The organism is Chenggangzhangella methanolivorans, assembly GCF_019797865.1.
Lineage (GTDB): Bacteria > Pseudomonadota > Alphaproteobacteria > Rhizobiales > Methylopilaceae > Methylopila > Methylopila methanolivorans.
Map to the genome: position 1 here is coordinate 471,285 of NZ_CP081869.1, position 16,434 is coordinate 487,718.

Sequence of the window (16,434 nt, forward strand, 5' to 3'; positions counted from 1 at the left end):
CTGTCGCCCGGCGCCGGCCGACTGAGGTTGAAGTCCTAACCGGAGCCCTGGCGGCGACGTGGCCGCTCAACCCGGTCACCGCTCTCCTTCTCGGGCCGGTTTCCCGGGCCCGGTTCGCGCAGAACGAACGTAGCGTCTTCGGTTTCTTGAGTTCTGGCGAGCCGGCTGGTTTCCAAGAATTCTTGGCCACGACGGAAGGGGACGCTGCGACCTACGGGCCAGATCGCTTGTGGGACTACCTAGCGTCGAACTTCGGCATGGCGCTCGCCGCAGGACACGACAGTGGCCGGTTCAGCTTGGCCTTCGAGGCGATCGAACGCGCCGGCGCAAAGGGCAGCCCGGCCCACGTCGCGCTGACGAAGACGGCGGCGGCGCTTGAATTCTTCCGAAACGGGTCCGGGCTCGCTTTGGCGGAAGATTTCTTGGCGCTCTCGCTTCCAGGGCTGGAGGACGCTGAGCGGAGCCGCGCCATCGCCGACCTACTCGAATGGGCGGTCCTAATCAGACAGCCGCGGCTCGGAGGCTACGCCCTGTTCGCGGGCAGCGACTTCGACCTGGAGGAGGCCATCGCCCGAGCGACGAGCCCGGTCGATGCCGCGTTGTTGGAGGGCTTGCCGCAGCGCGTTGGCTTCGGGTTCGCCACGGCCAAACGCCATTACTTCGTCACAGGCACCCTGCGCACTTTCGCGATTTCGCTGTACCTGGTCGGGGCTGATGACACCGCCGATGAGCTGGCCGCCGGCGTCACCGCCAGGGCCGCCCGGGGCAGTGGTCACCTTGCGTTGGTGCTGGGCGATGGAAGCGTCGAGCAATCGGCCGTTGAGGCGGTCTGCAAGGCAGCCGCCAAGGGGCTGAAGAAGTCGGGTCTGGTCGTGGCGCTTGGTGCGGCTGCGAACGGCTATGCCTTGCGCGACAGCGCGGCTGAACTCGCGGCCGTCGAGCGCGTGCTGCGCGACCATCCGCAGCTTGAGGGAGATCGAATAGCGCGGCGCGAACTGGCGGCCCGGCATTCCACTTGCGTCGATCGCCTGCATCGCGCTCTCGAAACCTCGTTAGACGAGGCCAAATGGTGGCTCGCTCCCGAGCCATTCAAGCCGATGCGGGAGACCTTGCCGATCGTGGCCAGCGCCTTGGCGGACGCCGGCTATCCCGCCGCGCCGGTGCTCAAGAGCGAGCTGTTGCAACGCGACCGGCCATCGTCAAACTCAATGGCGGCGCTCCGCGAGCTCTGCCACGCGATGGTGTCTCGAGGCGACCAGGCCAACCTCGGCATTACAGGCTTTCCCGCTGAACTCGGCCTCTATCTGACGGTCATCAAGCCGTTCGGGCTGCATCGCGAGGACGCGGATGGCCGGTTCGACTTTTGCGAGCCCTCGCCCGAGGGCCCGGGCAAAACTCTGTGGCCGGCCTGGCGGGTGTTGGAGGAATCTGGCGACGGAGGCCTCGGTGAGGTCTTCAAGGTTTGGGCGGCCCCGCCCTTCGGCATCAAGGCTGGCGTCATGCCCGCGCTCGCCCTCGCCTACATGCTGGCGTACCGGGAGACCGTCGCGGTCTATGCCGACGGCGTCTTCCAAACGGGCATCGACGACGTAACCGTCGATCGGCTCCTGCAGCGTCCAGCCGACTTCAAGTTCAGGATAATTGATCGCACTGTCCGCGAGACCGCGTTCCTAGGCAGCTTGGCGTCGCAGTTGGGCGTGGAGGACGCGTCAACTTCGCTGCCGGTCGCACAGGCCCTGTTCCAGAGGTTCGAGGCGCTGCCAGTGCACGCGGCCCGAACAACCCGGGTGAGCGCCCTGGCCCAAACGGTGCGTCGGACGGTCCTGAAGTCGCGGGACCCGGAAGCACTGTTGTTCGACGCGCTCCCTGAGGCGCTCGGTGACGACCTCGCCGCCGAAACCGTCCACAACGCGCTGCTCGAATGCGAAGCGACCTATCCGGCGCTGCTGGCCGAGATGCGCCAAGCCATCGCCCGGGCGCTGGGCGTGGTCCCGAACACCTTCGCCGGCCTGACGGAGCGCGCGGCGGCGATTAAGGGACTCACCAACGACTATGCGTTCGAGGCGTTCGCCGACCGGGTCGCTTCTCTGGAGGGCCACGGCGACCTTGAGGGCGCACTCAGCGTTTTGCTCCACCGCCCGGCCCACGGATGGTCGGACCGCGATCGCGAACAAGCACTCACCGAGGTGGCGCGGTACGGGCGCCGTTTCCGGGAGCTCGAGGCGCTCGCCGTGGTGCGCGACCGCCGGTCCCACACTGAAACCTTGGCCCTTGTCGTGGGGCTTGATCCCCTGACCCCGCCTCTGCTGCGCAGCTTCGAACTGACGGACAGCGAGAAGCAGGCGGCCGCCTGCCTGGCCGACCACGTCCTCAAGGTGTTGCAGACCGACCCGGATGGCAGGCGCCTAAAGCTCGCGGCCTTGGCGCGCGCCATCGCGGCATTGGCGGCCGAAAGCGAAGTGGAGGCAGCGTGATCGAACGGCACATCCTGGGACTTTCGGGCGGCCGCGACAGCGCGGCGCTGGCCGTTTATATGCGCCAGCATTTCCCAGAGCTGCAAATCGAATACTTCTTCACCGACACTGGGAAGGAGCTGCCGGAGGTCTATTCGTTCCTAGATCGCCTGGAGGGATTCCTCGGCCGTCAGATCGCGCGCCTGAACCCGGACCGGGACTTCGATTTCTGGCTGCAAGAGTACAACAACTTCCTGCCCTCGCCGCGGACACGCTGGTGCACTCGCCAGTTGAAGCTGCGGCCGCTGGAGCATTGGCTCCGTAAGGACCTCGACGACGGCGTCACTGTCCACTCCTATGTTGCGATCCGGTCCGACGAACCCAGTCGCGAGGGCTATCAGGCAACGCATCCCAACATGAAGGTGCACCTACCGCTGCGGGAAGCGGGGATTGACCGCGCTGGGGTGGTCGAGATCCTCGATCAAGCCGATGTCGGCGAGCCAGCATACTATCGCTGGCGCTCCAGGTCCGGCTGCACCTTCTGTTTCTTCCAGCAGAAGATCGAGTGGGTGCGGCTCGCGGAGAACCATCCGCAGCGCTTCGCCGAAGCGATCGCCTACGAAAAGACGGCCATGGACGATGGCTCGCCCTTCACCTGGAGCCACGGGGAACGCCTCGTCGATCTGCTCGCGCCCGGCAGGGTCGCCCAAATCAAGGCCGACTATGAGCGCCGACGTGACCGCCTAAGGCGCAATCGACCCGTTAATCCGCTGTCCGCCCGCACCGATGAGACGATCGATGACGTCTACGGTGTCGATGAAGCCGACGGTGGCTGCGTCATCTGCCACAAGTAGGTGGAGCGCCTAGGCGCCAGCGTCGCCGGCAATGATGGCGTTCACGGCCAGGTCGATGTCGTCGTCCAAGAGAAACGGCGCCTGGGCGTAGATGATGGCAGGCTCGCCGCTGAGACGGGCCGCCAGGTGGCCAAGCCCTAGCAGCTGCTCGGCGCCCTTTACCCCTAAGGCGATCTCCGAGGTCCCGACGCTGGCCACCTTGAGGATCAGGCGGTTGCCGAGGTTATCGCGCAGCTGCATCGGCATGACGTTGGCGTCAGGCCGCTGGGCGGCGAAGATCAGGTGGATGCCGGCCGCGCGGGCCTTGACCCCGAGGCGCGAGACATTGGCGGTGACGGCCTCCTTGTAGTCGTCGCTGAGCATCCATTCGGCGAACTCGTCGTGGACGAGGAAGGTCCAAGGCAGTTGCTCCGCCGCGTCGGCCTTCTCGTTGAAGCTGCGGATGTCGCGCGCGCCCCGTTGCCGGAACAGGTCGTAGCGCCGCTCCATCTCAGCGACCAAGCCTTCCATCACCTCGGTCGCACGGGACTGTTCGACCACCACCCCGCCCTGCAAGTGGGGCAATCGTTCGACGGCGGCGTAGTCCACGCCCATCTTGGGGTCGATCAGGTGGATCCGGGTCAAACGGCTAGTATTGGTGGCGGCGATGTCCAGCAACAACGCCTGGATCAGCACCGATTTGCCGCTGCCGGTCGCGCCAGCGACTAGGGTATGGGGCTCGTGCTGCGTCCCGCCGGCGAATGGACCGCTAAGGTTCAGATAAAGGATGTCCCCATCAATTTCCTTAAGGCCGAGAACGAAGGAGGTGTTCACACCGACTGCGTTGCGGTTGAGCACACGGCGCGCCCAGACATCCCACATGGAGACGGTCTGACGCTGCGGTCGCGCGACCCCGACGACGATTTCGCCGGGCAGCGGCGAGATCGAGATCAGCCGGAGCCCGTGGGTCGTCAGCAAAGCCGACTGCTTGGCCTCAATGTCCTCCACCCGCAGCCGATCGCTCCCCTGGAACCGCACTAGCGCGGCGTTAGGCGTCAGCCGTGTGCCAACGATCTTGGCCTGCAGCGAATAACCCAGGAGCGCGCTGCGCAGCTTCTGGGCTGTCGCGTTGAGCCAGGCCTGGTCATCGGCCGTGTCCTCGCGGGCCTGCTCCGCCTTCTCCCGAACGAGTTCGGCGAGCCCCCTGGTTGGCTCCGACGCGGGCGGAGGCGAGACCTGCGCGGCAGGAGCCGCGGGCGCGACCTCGGTGCCACCATTTTCGAGGGCAGGCTCGGCGGGTGAAGATAGAGCCGGCGTGAACGGCGCGGCGGCCGCACCACCCGCGGGGCTGGGCTCCGGCGAGGAAGACGGGGACGGGGGCGCGTTCGGCGGTGCGCCGTCGTCGTCATCCCCATCGTCCTCGTCATCGTCGAAGGTCTGGACGTTGACCGGCTTGGGCAGTGGTGCTTTAGGGTCGAGGTCGATGGCCTTAGTCCAGTCGATGCGCGGTGCCGGGCTCTTGAACGTATCGGCCTGCCACGGACGCACGCCGATTAGCGCCTCACGCTGCGGCGCTAGAGGCTCGTTGGACTCGTAAGCCTTGATCAGGGCCCTAACACCTTCCCGCGTGAAGGTCTCCTGCAGGCCGCCGCTGATGTCGGCGATAGACTCCTGGTCTCCAAGGCTGCTCGCATCGCTCGGCGGCCCCGAGATGAAGATGTGGGAGTACCCACGCAGGTCGATGGGCACCCTGCCCTGACGGATTCCGTCGCGCACCCGTTCCAGAAGCGTCGAATGGCCGAGGGCTGCCGTTCCGTCGAGCAACAGGTCTGCGATCCGCGACAGCCAAAGGTCGCGGTCGAGCCGGCCGGGATAGCCGAACAAGGCGTCGTCCATTCGGCTGACCGTCTGGCGCAGCTGTTGGCGGGACTTGCGGCTAGCATCCGCTTGGCCGGACGCATCGACGTATTTGGCTTCGGTGACCACGGCGCGCAGGTGCTCGGTGCCATCGGCGTCGACGCCGACGCTCAGCGCCAGGATATCCGCCAACCCTTCCTCGCGTTGCCCAAGCCACTCCGCATAGTCGTCGAGTAAGAACCAGGCAACCGCAGCGCCGTCGCCGAGCTCTTCGGCGACGAGCGCTCGACTTATGACCAATCCGATCAATTCACCTGCCGAGATACCGCGCTTGGCCGCTCGAAGCACGATATCGCCGGAGATAGCGTTGGCGTCGTTGATCATGCGCCGCGCCAGCTCGGACAGCCGAGCGTCGGACAGACCAAGGTTCAATTCCCCCAGACGCCGACGGACCAGGACGTGCAGCAGACGCAGTTCGGAAGTCGAGGAGACCACCATGTTGCGGCCGTGGGTGCGCTGACGGCGATAGCGGATGACGCTGATCCCCTGTGCAGTCAGCTGCCGCTTGTCGAGCAGGTCGTCGTAAGTCGCAACCCATTCCGCCAGCTGGTGGGCCTCGTCGAACATCGACTTCAGGCCATGATCTTGGAAGGAGATCTGCCGCGCGGGCAGGACGTGCTCCTGCGTGCCATGCGACTGCCGGCGGATCACCCCGGCGACCGCATCGACATAGGCCCAGCCAGCATCGGGCTGGCGCGGACAGGTCAGATAACTTGTCGCTTTGAGCTCGTCTTCGGCAGTTACCCGGCGATAGGACCAGCGCGACGGCACGTGTTCAAGTAGCGACGGATTCCGCTCTGCAGCCGGGACCGGAAACCAGTGTTCCTTGGCCTGGCGAGACACCACGTCGTGGAGGAAGGCGACATCGATCCGCCGGCCGATGGCGTCCTTGGGGCCGCCGCCCCCGTCCAGCATCACGCCGATGCGCAGCTTGGACATGAAGTTGCGGGAGGTCTCGCTGACCACGATGGCGTCTGGATCGCCCTCCGACTTCTCCAGCAGCTCCGAATAGACCTGGGTGAGCCGATTGCGGTCCCGGTGGCGGACGAGGACGTTGCAATGCACCTCATCTTCGTCCTGCACCGTGCTCAGGGCGTTGATCGTTGCGAGGGGCAGGCCAGCTGCATCGCAGTTGTAGAGCATGATGCTGAGGTTCGATCCTCATGCGGCTGCAAGTCGAGGTAGCGCTCCAGCACCCCGCGGATCTGACGCGCCGCCTCCTGCGGGTCGACGTCGGTGCCGGCCTCGGCCGGATCGCGCACCGGCCGCTCGAACAGGGAGTAGTCGTTGACGGTTCCCGTTTCGACCAGCAGCACCGGCTCCGCCCCCTCGTAGCCCACGGCGATCTCGGGGTAGAGCGGGTGGCCGAGCTCCTCGCGCAGGTCGGAAAGAATAGCCGCGAGTCCCCGAAGTTCACGTCGTTGTCCGACAGGAGATAGTCTGCCAAGCCGGCGACCGATCGCATCTTGATGGCGGTGGCCGCTAGGCGCATGGGGTGCCACGGCGCGATGATCGCCGAGGGTGCCGCGCCGGTGATCTGCACTATGCCCAAGCCCAACGCTTGCTCCCACAGCCCTTGGCGGTTGATGTCGCCGACCGCGTGAACGGAGAGGCAGCGCAACAGCGCGCCAAAGGCCTCGGCCTGCTCTAAGAGCACTGCGTCGGCGTACCCGGTCCCCGACCAGGCCAGGAGCGCCCGCCCATAGACCTCCGAGAACGTCCCCCAGGCGGCCGCCACGGCGTCCGCCGCATCGGGAGTCAACCGACCGACTTGGCGGGCCTCCTTAAGGCGCCGCGGGATGAGTTTCGCGACATCCTCGCCGACCTTGGTCCTAGGCACTAAGGAGCCGGCGTCCTGGCCGAACGCCGGCTGTAGGGTCCCTACATCGGACAGCGAGACCGATTGCAAGGCGCCCTTTCGGCTCACCAGTAGGCGGGCAACGTTTGTTCGGCGCAGCGGACGCTCCAACAGACGCCGTAGGTCCTTGGAAAGTTCCGCGCCAATCGCATTGGGTTGCCCCGCCCATACGAGCTGAACGACGGCGCGTTCCGAGCCGGCACCAGAGCCCACGACCAACTCGACGTCGAACTTGATCTGCAGGCTCGCTCGGGAGACCGACTCGTTGCGTCGATACTTCTTGCGGCGCTTCGCGCGTTCCAGAAGCTCCTCGTACTGGAAGATGTGAGGCGCGTCCCAGGTCACCGCGTTGCCCATCAGCGCGGGCAGGCCGCGGTAGCGCACACCGAACGCAAGGGCGATGTCTGCGTTCATGTCGAGCCACTGGCTACGCGACCTGCGGGCGGAGCGGATGGTTAGGCTGCGGGCCGCCCGTCGCGTTGACTTGACCGAACAGGCGCTCGAGCACGAGGAGCAGGCCGGCGAGGAAGTCCGTGCACTCAATCGGGCGGCCGAAGATGAACCGCTCCCACTTTGCGCGCAGGGGCTTGTCCTGCCCGAGGTCATCGCGGTGGGCTTCGAAGAACTCTCGATCGTCGTCGCGGGTCTCTTTGAGCGAACGCCCCTTCAGTGCCTTAAGATACTCCTCGTCGGCATCGCTGAGCCGGCCCGGCAAAATCGAATTCGAAGAAGTTAATCGTGTCTTCGGCCAGCGTCGTTTTCTTGAGCTTGATGCCGGAGAACAGCAGCAGAACGTTGTCTGCCTCCCACTCGAACTCGGCGAGCGCCTGAGCAGCGTCCCCCCACCCGGGCGGCGCCGCGATGAAGACCTCAATCGGCCCGTGCGCAATGGCGGCGATGTCTTCCTTCGACTGCTCGAACTGTCCCTGCAGCTCATCCGCATCGATAGTCTGGCGGTTGGACCGCATCTTCGCCATGAGCGGCTTGCGGTCCGAGATCAGCTTATCGAACAGCTTCCTCCAACGGCGCGGCTGGTCGAGATCCTTATCCTTGATCCCGACGAAATAGCCGCTGTCGCGCGGGAGCCTCAGAGCGGGCAGCGCCCAGCCGAGCGCTTCCTGGACGGGCTTGGACTCCTCGGCCACGCGTTGGCGCGTAAGGGCGACGAAATGGGAGACCTGGTGGAGGGTCCAGTCGTCGGCGGCGTTCAGCCCCGCCAAAGCCGCGCGCCACGCGGCGAGCTGCCCCTCCGGCAGACCGAGGCCAGTGCTAGCGGCCTCGACCCAGGGGGCGACGTCCTCGGTGAGTTGCTTGGCGCCGATCAATGTCACGTCCTGCAAGGACTCGCCCTGGTCGTCGTCGGTATTGGCCATCAGGAGCGCCGGCTTTTCGCACTCCGCGTTGCGCACCGCGACGGTCCGATCGTCAGTGACAACCGCGTCCGGCAGGCCGTGACCGTCGACTAAGGCGCGTGGGATCGCGATCTTCAGCTGGGCCGCGACACCCGATGTTGCCAGCAAGGCCGCCGTTATCGCCGCTACCTGCTCGCCGGTAAGGCGGTCGAGCAGGTAGCGCGCTACGCCATCCTCGGATGTGAGCGTCGACAAGCGCTGCTGGATCGAGGTTGCGCCGGCAGCGCCGATGAGGTCGGCCGGCTTCATGCGGCTTCTCCGCGCTGGAAGGGATTTTCGACGTAAGCGCAGGAGTCGGACAGGCGCTTCAGCAGGCCGAGACTGGCGAGGCGCTCTTCGAGCCGGCGCGCGTTGTCAGAGAAATCCTCTTGATCGGCATTGCCGCTGTCGATGAAGGAGCGGGCCTGATGATCACCGATGATGAGGCCGTAACGGCCTGCCAGGGTAGCCAAGAAGTCCTTGAACTCCATCCGTTTGGCCACGCAGGTCACAACAAGCGTCTTGAGGAGCCTGTCGGTTGGGGCGTAGCGCACCCGCCGGCTCGAACGGCGCGAAGAGAGGCCAATGGCGCGGGCCCAGGTCATGTGGACCTTGCCGACGTGCTGCTTGTGTCGGACCGCAGCCTTATTGACTAGCCGGTCTATCAGCTCCTCGGGCGGGATGCTGCGCTCATCGTCGTCGTCCGGATCGGGCCAGTCGAATGCCCGCTTGAGCAGCTCGGCAACTTCGATGGCCGCGTCGTCGGAGGTGATCGCGGTTTGCCACTGCGACGTTTCGGTTGTCGCCCGGATGAAGCGCTCCATCGCCTGCTGCGGCAGGGCGTTGTTGGACTGGTAGGAGTCCGCGGACAGATCGCGCACCACAGACTTCTTGGGCGAGACGATCTCGCACACCAAGCTGGCGCGCTCGCTGCCCAAGACTTCGCCGGCCCGGTCGAGCTGATAGAGGATTAGGTTGAGGCCGGTCACCGCGACGAGGTGGGGGATCGCGTCGTAGGCCGGGATCGGCAGTGACAGGATGGCGAGCCAATCCTCGGCTAGACGGTCGAACGCAGGATGCGATGAGCAGGGAAGGAAGGCACCGCCGCGGTCGGCCTTGGCAAGCTGAGCCTCTCCCTGAAGCGCCCGGACCATGCCGTCATAGGGCGCCGGATTCTGCAGGAACTGCCCGACGAGCCGTTCGCGTAGCTCTTCGACGCGCTGGCTGCGGCAAAGCATGAGGTAGAGGATTTCGCCGGTGCGCGCGAAGAACCGGCGGTCAGTCGTCACTCCGCCGTTGACCTTCACGTTGACGTCCTCGTAGAGGCCGTTGGGCCCGAACGGGAAGACGAATTTGGAACTCCAGCGCTTGTTGCTGTCGCCCTCGATCGCCGAGCCCTGGAGGAAACGGATGACGGCCGCGAAGTCGCGAAAGGTCTCGAAGCGGTCGCGCAGGTAGGCGAAGTCGGGTGACTCGAGCCCCCCGGCGGTGTCCGCCATTTTCTCCAACCAGGACGTCCAGGCCAGTTCGTCGGAGCGGTCCTCCGCCAGCACGGTCGTGATGTGGGGGTTGTTGAACACCAGGTTGCGCAGTCGAAGCTGGGTCTGCGGCCGATAGCTCAAGCTGTTCAGCGATGTTTCCTGCAGCGCCCGGCCAGCGACCTTTTCTGCCAACAGGACATTGAGGAACTCGAGAAACGTCAGCCAGGGCGATTGCTCGTCGTGGAGCCGGTGGCCCCAGATCGCCTCATCGACCCAGATCTCGGGCCCGGAGCGTTCCTCGAAATGCGTCGGCCTCGCCAGCACCTCCATGGTTATGCCCGCACCATCACTCGGCGCGGCGTGGCCCGCCCGTCGTTAGTCAGTTCGATAAAGCGCAGCACCAGCTGACCATCCTCGCCGACGTCGTCACCATCCAGCTTGCGCCGGGTCTCGGTCTCGCGGAGCAGGCGCGCCTTGAAGGCCAGGATGTCCTCGTGGCACTCGAGCGAGAAACTACTCGGCAGCGCACCCTCGGCCACCCGGCCCAGGAATTCGAATCGGGTCGGCGAGAGCTCGAGGCGCACGGCCGGATGGATCTCGCCCCGCGTGAGCCGCACGGCGACGTCGAAGCCACCCTGAGGATTGAGCACCAGGCTGACCTCCTCGCCCCCCTGTCGGGGAACAGAAATCAGTTCGTCGAGCAGCGGGCTTCGTTTGGACTGCGAGTAGCTGCCCGACGTCGCTAGGACCAATTCGTCCTGGTTCTGCACGAGCATGCCGGTGAACACGCGATTGAGACCCCGCACGATCATCGAGAGCGCGGCCCGCGGCAGGGGCTGCTTCGCGCCAACTTTTCGGCCACCTCGAGGTAGACGCCCGCAAAGCGGAAGACCGTCAGGTCCCACAGCTCGTAGGCCGCTACGAGGTCATCCGGCAGGGTGAAGAACAGGCGCTGGCGCTGGGCCTTGAGCAGGTGAAGGAATGCGGAACGGTCGACGCCCTCCCCGCCCTCTAGATACGCCTTCTGACCTTGGGTGTAGTTCGCCGTGGCCCCGTAGAACGGGTCCTTCCGGACAAGAGCGTCATAGGGCTCGGAATAGGCAGGGTCGTCGGCACCATAGACCAGGAGGTTATCCACCCGATTGCTGGTTTCCGCGCCGATGCCGAACAGGTTCAGCTTTTTGAAGGGCTCGGTCTTCTCGGCACGGCTAGGCTTCAGGTTCTCGCCGAAACGTTGCGGTAGACGCTGGCGAGATCGGCCCTGCCGCTGGCGACAATGTCTGGGACGTCCCCGCAGGACATCAGGCCATCGCGACCATCGGGGTGACCGAGGATCACATTCGCCACGAGTGAAAGGAGCTGGCGGACCGGAAAGTGGCCGCCATTCCGCTCACTGAGTTCGACCAGCGACGCCAGACGCTGTCTGAACTTCCCGTGGCCGTCAGCGCCGGTCAGGCGCCGGCGGTTTTCGAGGATTGGACAGGCCTGGTCACGAGCCGCGGGGCAGCCGTCGCAGCCCGCCCAGCCTTCGTGACCACCAATCTCGTCGATAATGTACGACGTCATCTTCGCCGCCGGCGCGCGGCTGAGATCGCTGAGGTTCAGGCGGACCTCCCGATCGTCGGTGCCGCCAGTCACCAGCAGGTCCTCGACCACGTCCGAGAGTCGGCGCACCTCCGGCGTGTCGGGTGCGGCCTTCAGCTTCTCCAAGAGCTGGCCGTGATTGGCGGCCAGGAGATAGACGGTGTTCGAGGATGGCTGAGTGACGTCGCGCGCCACGCCGGCGATGAGCTCTGCGCTTTCTTCGTCGCGAAGCTCGCTGAGGTCCTTGACGATCACAAGGGTGCGTTGGCCGACCGCTAGCGTTTGGACCTTGGTGCCCTTGTTCCAGGTCGCCTCGTCGCCGCCGAGGGCGCTCCAAACCTCGCGGCAATGGTAGGTCTTTCCGTCGCCCGCCGTCCCGGTGATGATTTGGGTTACAGGGTCGGCACCACTGAAATTCTCAAGCAGCGCCTGCATAAACTGTGCAGGCAACACGATAGGCTTGATCCTGTGCCGCTTCAACGCGCGCTGAATCGACTCGTCATACATGTTGTCGTTTGTTGGAATCGGCCCGTAGTTGCGCAGAAATCGCACCCATGTGGCTGTGGTCGATGCTTCTGGCAATCCGATTCCCCCGACACCTCTTGGTTGCACGCTACCGATCTGGCGCCGCAACGCAATCGGCAGGGTAGATTTCCAACGTCCATGGTAGACTTCTGCGCCAGCTCAACAGCCGTTATGACCACGGTAGGGCTGACGTCGACTTGGATTAAGGCTTGCGTTGCCAAGCGCCGGCTAGAGTTGCACACCAGCGCTGAGATTAGGCTCGCCAAACAGACGTTTCCAACGACCGATGTGGGTCAGTCACTGACGCCACTAAGCTGTCGAGCGTGACGATCTGCTTTGATATGTTACATGACTAATCTGCATCGCTGCGATGGAGAGTCATCTTGGCGCGCAAAAGGCCGGCCAGACCATCGATGACGGTCCAGGCAAAACCGTCCTGCCGCACATGGCGATAATCCGCACCAACGCCGCCATCCTGATCGACGCCGAGCAGATGTGCGGGCTGACTAACGACCGATCGAAGACACGCGGCTATGACGAATTCGCTTAGGTTCTTGCGGTCCGGACGGCAAATTGGATGGCTGACGAAGCCGCTAGTCGGCGCACTCAGGAAGCGCCCTATAGCGAGCCTCTGGACTTCGCCTAGTCCGGATCAACGAGCCTGAGCGGAGGCCTTTCTTCCCGTCGCTCAATCGCGCCCGGCTGCACCATCCCCTGGAGTCGTTCGGCGAGAGACAGCGCCTCATCCCAAAGACCGAAGTCGCGTGACGGCGGGCGCTCGGGCGAATTGTTTTGGCGCAGTTTCTCGAAAATTCCTGCGGATCTTACGCGCCTGGCCAGGGCCGCGACAATTCCGTCTGCGTAGCCCATAATGCCGTTAATATAGCTGACCTTCTTCTCATAGGTGATCGTGGTGGCCAGCAGTCGGCCGAATGCTCTCGCGGTCTCGCGCTCATACTCGACCCGATGAGCGTCAGACGCCCACGCCGGAACCCGATCTGTCGCCCCTTGGTAGCCGTGACCGGGTCGCTGCTCGTGTAGAAAGGTAGCGTAGTCGACCAGCTTCGCTGCCAGGTCGAGGACTTCGTGCTCCTTCAGGTCAAACAGCACGATCTCAACGTCGTTGTCGGAGGTGTATTCGCTAGTCTTCGACGTCTTGGCCTTAAGCACGAAGGCCGGCGCACCGGTCGAGATGCCGTTCTTCCGGAACTCGACACTTTCGTCGAGCGCTCCCATGCGTCCGCGCAAGGTGCGGTATGACTTGGATCCGTCCGAGACCTTCGACCGGTAGCCGTAGCCGGAAAGCAAAAATCTCATCACGCTACCCTCGTCCAAGGCGCGTCCATCAACTCATCAAAGCGGTCGAGGTCATGGATCGTCAGCAGCACGACGCCTGTTGACCTGGCGAGCGTGCGCGCCGAGGCCGTGTAACCAGCGTTGGTGACGACAGCGGCAGCGTCATAGCGGTAGTGCTGCTTAGCGGCGAAGACCTCTTGGACTGACTTATTACCTACCGACGACGTGTAATACTTGCATTGCACGACGGCACGGAAGCCGTCCTTCTCGGCCAGCACGTCAGCGCCCTGATCGCCCGTGGCTTGGGTAGTTATTGCAATCCAGCCTTGTTTCTGCAGTCGCCGCTGGCACCACTGTTCGAAGCCGGTCGGGGTCATGAAGTCCGGTATCGCGCTGTTGGCCGCGATCTCTTCGGCTCTCTTCACGATAGGGGCAATGATCGTATCTTTGAAATTAGCCAACGGCTGGCGCTGCATCGCGTCGAACGCGTTGCGCTCTTTGTCGTTGAGCTTCGCGTGGATGACCTTCTCGACGAAGTAGCGCCATTCTTTCTGCCAAGCCGCGTCATGAATGACGCCATATTCGTCTATTCTCACTGTTGCGAGCCGCTTCCGGGCCAGCGTCTCGAGGTGTTCCTGGACAGCAGACGACGCTTTATCGATCGCTGTCTGAAAATGATTTGAGCTTCCAGACGATGTAATTAAAATATATAGGAATATTAGGCCAAATATCAATAGTACAACTATCGAAACTGGTCGTGTATACGAGAACAATAAACCAGCGATGACAATGCCAAAAAAAGGCCGTTACCTGTATCAGAGTACCTACGAGTTCGCCCCGTCCCACTTTAATCCCCGAGCTACCACAGTGAGCTGATCGTCCGGCAGAGGCCGCTGAAGCCTATTCGCTTCAGACCACTCCGCCCTCGTCCAGACGTCGATTTCCTCCTCCGTCGTCAAGATGACCGGCATCGCTTTCGGGTGGCAGGCTTAATCACGGCATTGGGTTCGGTGGTGAAGAATCCAGCGCTGGCGGATCCGCACGGATCGGTACGGCCCGCTGATCGGCGGGGCCGCGGTCGCGGTCATCCTGATCTGGCTATTCTCCTGACGCGGCCGCGCGCGTACCCCGTCGACACTCGAGCCTCGAGCTCGGCGATCTGCTCCTCGAGCGCAGCGTTCGCGACCAAGAGACCTCGGACAGCGTCCCATGCATCGCCGTAGCAGGCCTCGACAGCCCGGTCGGTGGCGATGTCGAGCGCGGAATCCTGTGGCCCAAGAGCCTCAGCGGTTTCAGCCATCTCGTAAGCCCCCTGTAACGCCGTTTCCGCCGGAGTGATCTATTTTCCGCCGATCGCCCGATCGTGCCCGAGTCGGGTTGACCCGTCCAGAAATTGTTCCCTATATGTTCTCATAGCGGCTGTGGAAACGATCGCGGATGCACTGAGCGCCGGCTGGAGGGTCCGGGCACGGTGCGTTGGCGGCCCGGTCGACCACAAAACGTCCAGCCGCCGCTGCGACATCTTCGAGGAACTCGACCTCCGCAACCTCGCCTGAAAGCGGGGATTATCTTTTCTGGCCAGTATGTTATAGAGCCTGCTTAAATGCCCGCGCTGCGGCAACAGGAGGATCAGTCTGGTCTTCGAGCCGCCGGCACCGAACCAGGCGAACGCCGTCCGGGCACCGGTCTGGGCACGCTGATCCGGAAATAAGGGACCCTTCTTTTCGCTTCTCCCGTACCGTTTCCAGGGGCCTGAAATCTTACCGATCGGGAAGATTCGAGCCCTCAGAGCCGGTTTCTTCCCGATCGGTTAGCTCCTACCGCTCGGGAGGATTCGGGAGCTGGGAGGCCAGTTCCTCCCGAGCGGTAGGATATGGCGTCAGCGCCATAAACGCGGATATGGCGTCAGCGCCATAAATCCCCGATCGCCGCCTCATCCTCCGGCGGCGTCTCGCGCCCGACGACGATCGTGAAGGACGGATCGAATTCCGGGTTCTCGAGCTGCATCCGCGCCGCCTTGCCGCGCCCGACCTGGGTGACGTAGCCGAGCGGATTCGAGACCACCCGTGTGCGGCCGATCTCGTAGTCGACGGATCGGTGGACGTGCCCGTGGATCCAGGCGGCTGGCTGCAGGTCGAGGATCAGGCTCTCCAGATCGGATGCATAGGCGGCGTCCAGCAGGCCGGTCACCTGGCCGCCACGCAGCGACCTCGGGCTCGGCGCGTGGTGGGTGACCACAACGACATTTGCAGGCTCGGCCGCTCTCGTAATCGTTTTTGCAGGCTCGTAATCGTTTTTGCAGGACGGATTTGCGACGTCGTCGTCGCCGCTGAAGGTTCCTGCGATCGGCTGAGCGTTTTTGCGCGCGAGCGGATTTGCAGGCCGGCCTTCATCTGCGAACTTTTCTGCACGCCCGCGAACGTTTTTGCAGGCCACGAGCGTATCCGCAGGGCCACCGCCCGGCACGAGCGAATCGGCAGCCGCACGAGCGCTTCGGCAGGACCGGGTGATCGCCTCGACCGCGGCCGCGTGCTCCCGAACGGCGTCGCTAGGCAGGAACGGCCGCGAGCCGGCGCCATGTCGAATCTTCCGGTGGTCGTTCATCCCCGACCTTCGATCCGAGGCTGCAAGCATCGCCGCCCGCTGGTCGCCGGTCAGCCGGAAGTCGGTCCAGAGCGTCGCGCCGACCACAAAAACGTCACCGATCTGAACGCTCTGCCCGCGCGCGAGCAGGCTGATCCCGGCGGATTCGAACGCGGCGACCGCCCGGTCGAGCTCCGCAGGAAAACGCTTGCCGTAATAGCAGTGGTTGCCCGGGGTGTAGACGACCGGCGCGCCGGCAATCGCGATGTTCTCGACCAGCCAGTCGAGCACCCGAGTTGAGAGCCGTTCGCTCACATCGCCGGCCACGATCACGGCGTCGCAGTCGCTCAAATCCAGCGGGACCGCGAGCCCGTCATTGGCGTCCACATGCAGGTCGGAAAACACGCGAAAGCGCAATTTAGTCAGCCTTATCAGTGGTTTAGGCTTGTATTTTCTTGACCTATCGAAAGGTCATGGGCAGGTCACCCGTAGATCAAGTCGCAAGCCGCAAGC

At 64.2% G+C, this 16,434-nt stretch carries 15 protein-coding genes and 1 pseudogene; 3 read left to right on the plus strand and 13 right to left on the minus strand.

Annotated features, from left to right (window positions below):
* The first annotated feature begins 257 nt into the window (after window positions 1–257).
* A complete protein-coding gene (locus K6K41_RS02410; RefSeq protein ID WP_261403760.1) occupies window positions 258–2,474 on the plus strand; it encodes a hypothetical protein in 2,217 nt (738 codons plus the stop codon).
* Complete coding sequence (locus tag K6K41_RS02415; RefSeq protein WP_128778785.1) at window positions 2,471–3,307, plus strand: phosphoadenosine phosphosulfate reductase domain-containing protein; 837 nt, start codon at window positions 2,471–2,473, stop codon at window positions 3,305–3,307. The genes K6K41_RS02410 and K6K41_RS02415 overlap by 4 nt, the downstream gene beginning before the upstream one ends.
* A gap of 9 nt (window positions 3,308–3,316) precedes the next feature.
* Here K6K41_RS02415 and K6K41_RS02420 read toward each other — a convergent pair whose 3' ends face one another.
* The 8 genes from K6K41_RS02420 to K6K41_RS02455 form a co-directional block, all read right to left on the minus strand.
* On the minus strand, window positions 3,317–6,346 hold the full coding sequence (locus K6K41_RS02420) for an FtsK/SpoIIIE domain-containing protein (protein ID WP_261403761.1): 3,030 nt from the start codon (window positions 6,344–6,346) through the stop codon (window positions 3,317–3,319).
* Window positions 6,292–6,543, minus strand: coding sequence for a hypothetical protein (locus tag K6K41_RS02425; RefSeq protein ID WP_261403762.1), 252 nt, complete (start codon window positions 6,541–6,543; stop codon window positions 6,292–6,294). The genes K6K41_RS02420 and K6K41_RS02425 overlap by 55 nt, the downstream gene beginning before the upstream one ends.
* Before the next feature lie 945 nt (window positions 6,544–7,488).
* Complete coding sequence (locus K6K41_RS02430) at window positions 7,489–7,776, minus strand: hypothetical protein (protein WP_261403763.1); 288 nt, start codon at window positions 7,774–7,776, stop codon at window positions 7,489–7,491.
* Window positions 7,736–8,722: a hypothetical protein gene (locus K6K41_RS02435; protein WP_261403764.1), complete on the minus strand. Its 987-nt coding sequence runs from the start codon at window positions 8,720–8,722 to the stop codon at window positions 7,736–7,738. Before K6K41_RS02435 ends, K6K41_RS02430 begins: the two co-directional genes overlap by 41 nt.
* Entirely contained in the window at window positions 8,719–10,263 is a 1,545-nt protein-coding gene (locus K6K41_RS02440) for a methylation-associated defense system protein MAD7 family protein (protein WP_128778783.1), read from the minus strand. Before K6K41_RS02440 ends, K6K41_RS02435 begins: the two co-directional genes overlap by 4 nt.
* A 2-nt stretch (window positions 10,264–10,265) precedes the next feature.
* A complete protein-coding gene (locus tag K6K41_RS02445) occupies window positions 10,266–10,745 on the minus strand; it encodes a hypothetical protein (protein ID WP_261403765.1) in 480 nt (159 codons plus the stop codon).
* Entirely contained in the window at window positions 10,742–11,071 is a 330-nt protein-coding gene (locus tag K6K41_RS02450) for a hypothetical protein (protein WP_261403766.1), read from the minus strand. The genes K6K41_RS02445 and K6K41_RS02450 overlap by 4 nt, the downstream gene beginning before the upstream one ends.
* Before the next feature lie 77 nt (window positions 11,072–11,148).
* Window positions 11,149–12,024, minus strand: a complete 876-nt coding sequence (locus K6K41_RS02455) for a hypothetical protein (RefSeq protein WP_261403767.1) — start codon at window positions 12,022–12,024, stop codon at window positions 11,149–11,151.
* Window positions 12,025–12,412: 388 nt separating this feature from the next.
* Here K6K41_RS02455 and K6K41_RS02460 point away from each other — a divergent pair, with 388 nt between their 5' ends.
* On the plus strand, window positions 12,413–12,592 hold the full coding sequence (locus K6K41_RS02460; RefSeq protein ID WP_128778782.1) for a hypothetical protein: 180 nt from the start codon (window positions 12,413–12,415) through the stop codon (window positions 12,590–12,592).
* A 92-nt stretch (window positions 12,593–12,684) separates the two neighbouring features.
* On the opposite strand, the gene K6K41_RS02465 is transcribed toward K6K41_RS02460, so the two are convergent.
* From K6K41_RS02465 to K6K41_RS02485, 5 genes and pseudogenes are all read right to left on the minus strand, one after another.
* Complete coding sequence (locus K6K41_RS02465; protein ID WP_128778781.1) at window positions 12,685–13,359, minus strand: hypothetical protein; 675 nt, start codon at window positions 13,357–13,359, stop codon at window positions 12,685–12,687.
* The gene (locus tag K6K41_RS02470) at window positions 13,359–13,934 is read right to left on the minus strand and encodes a restriction endonuclease (protein ID WP_128778780.1); all 576 of its coding nucleotides are present in this window, start codon (window positions 13,932–13,934) and stop codon (window positions 13,359–13,361) included. The genes K6K41_RS02465 and K6K41_RS02470 overlap by 1 nt, the downstream gene beginning before the upstream one ends.
* A gap of 228 nt (window positions 13,935–14,162) precedes the next feature.
* Window positions 14,163–14,359 (minus strand): annotated as a pseudogene (locus K6K41_RS02475) (SOS response-associated peptidase); the annotation flags it as partial.
* Between the two features lie 63 nt (window positions 14,360–14,422).
* Window positions 14,423–14,638 carry a hypothetical protein gene (locus K6K41_RS02480; RefSeq protein ID WP_128778779.1) on the minus strand — a complete coding sequence of 72 codons (216 nt, stop codon included), beginning with the start codon at window positions 14,636–14,638 and terminating at the stop codon, window positions 14,423–14,425.
* A gap of 605 nt (window positions 14,639–15,243) precedes the next feature.
* On the minus strand, window positions 15,244–16,338 hold the full coding sequence (locus tag K6K41_RS02485) for a metallophosphoesterase (RefSeq protein ID WP_128778778.1): 1,095 nt from the start codon (window positions 16,336–16,338) through the stop codon (window positions 15,244–15,246).
* Between the last annotated feature and the right edge of the window lie 96 nt (window positions 16,339–16,434).

What these genes read in the sequence shown, in the direction of transcription:
- K6K41_RS02410 (WP_261403760.1), top strand. Translation starts at nt 258, where the DNA reads ATGGCGCTCGCCGCAGGACACGACAGTGGCCGGTTCAGCTTGGCCTTC.
- K6K41_RS02420 (WP_261403761.1), bottom strand. Translation starts at nt 6,346, where the DNA reads ATGCTCTACAACTGCGATGCAGCTGGCCTGCCCCTCGCAACGATCAAC.
- K6K41_RS02435 (WP_261403764.1), bottom strand. Translation starts at nt 8,722, where the DNA reads ATGAAGCCGGCCGACCTCATCGGCGCTGCCGGCGCAACCTCGATCCAG.
- K6K41_RS02440 (WP_128778783.1), bottom strand. Translation starts at nt 10,263, where the DNA reads ATGGAGGTGCTGGCGAGGCCGACGCATTTCGAGGAACGCTCCGGGCCC.
- K6K41_RS02445 (WP_261403765.1), bottom strand. Translation starts at nt 10,745, where the DNA reads ATGATCGTGCGGGGTCTCAATCGCGTGTTCACCGGCATGCTCGTGCAG.
- K6K41_RS02455 (WP_261403767.1), bottom strand. Translation starts at nt 12,024, where the DNA reads ATGTATGACGAGTCGATTCAGCGCGCGTTGAAGCGGCACAGGATCAAG.
- K6K41_RS02460 (WP_128778782.1), top strand. Translation starts at nt 12,413, where the DNA reads ATGGAGAGTCATCTTGGCGCGCAAAAGGCCGGCCAGACCATCGATGAC.
- K6K41_RS02465 (WP_128778781.1), bottom strand. Translation starts at nt 13,359, where the DNA reads ATGAGATTTTTGCTTTCCGGCTACGGCTACCGGTCGAAGGTCTCGGAC.
- K6K41_RS02480 (WP_128778779.1), bottom strand. Translation starts at nt 14,638, where the DNA reads ATGGCTGAAACCGCTGAGGCTCTTGGGCCACAGGATTCCGCGCTCGAC.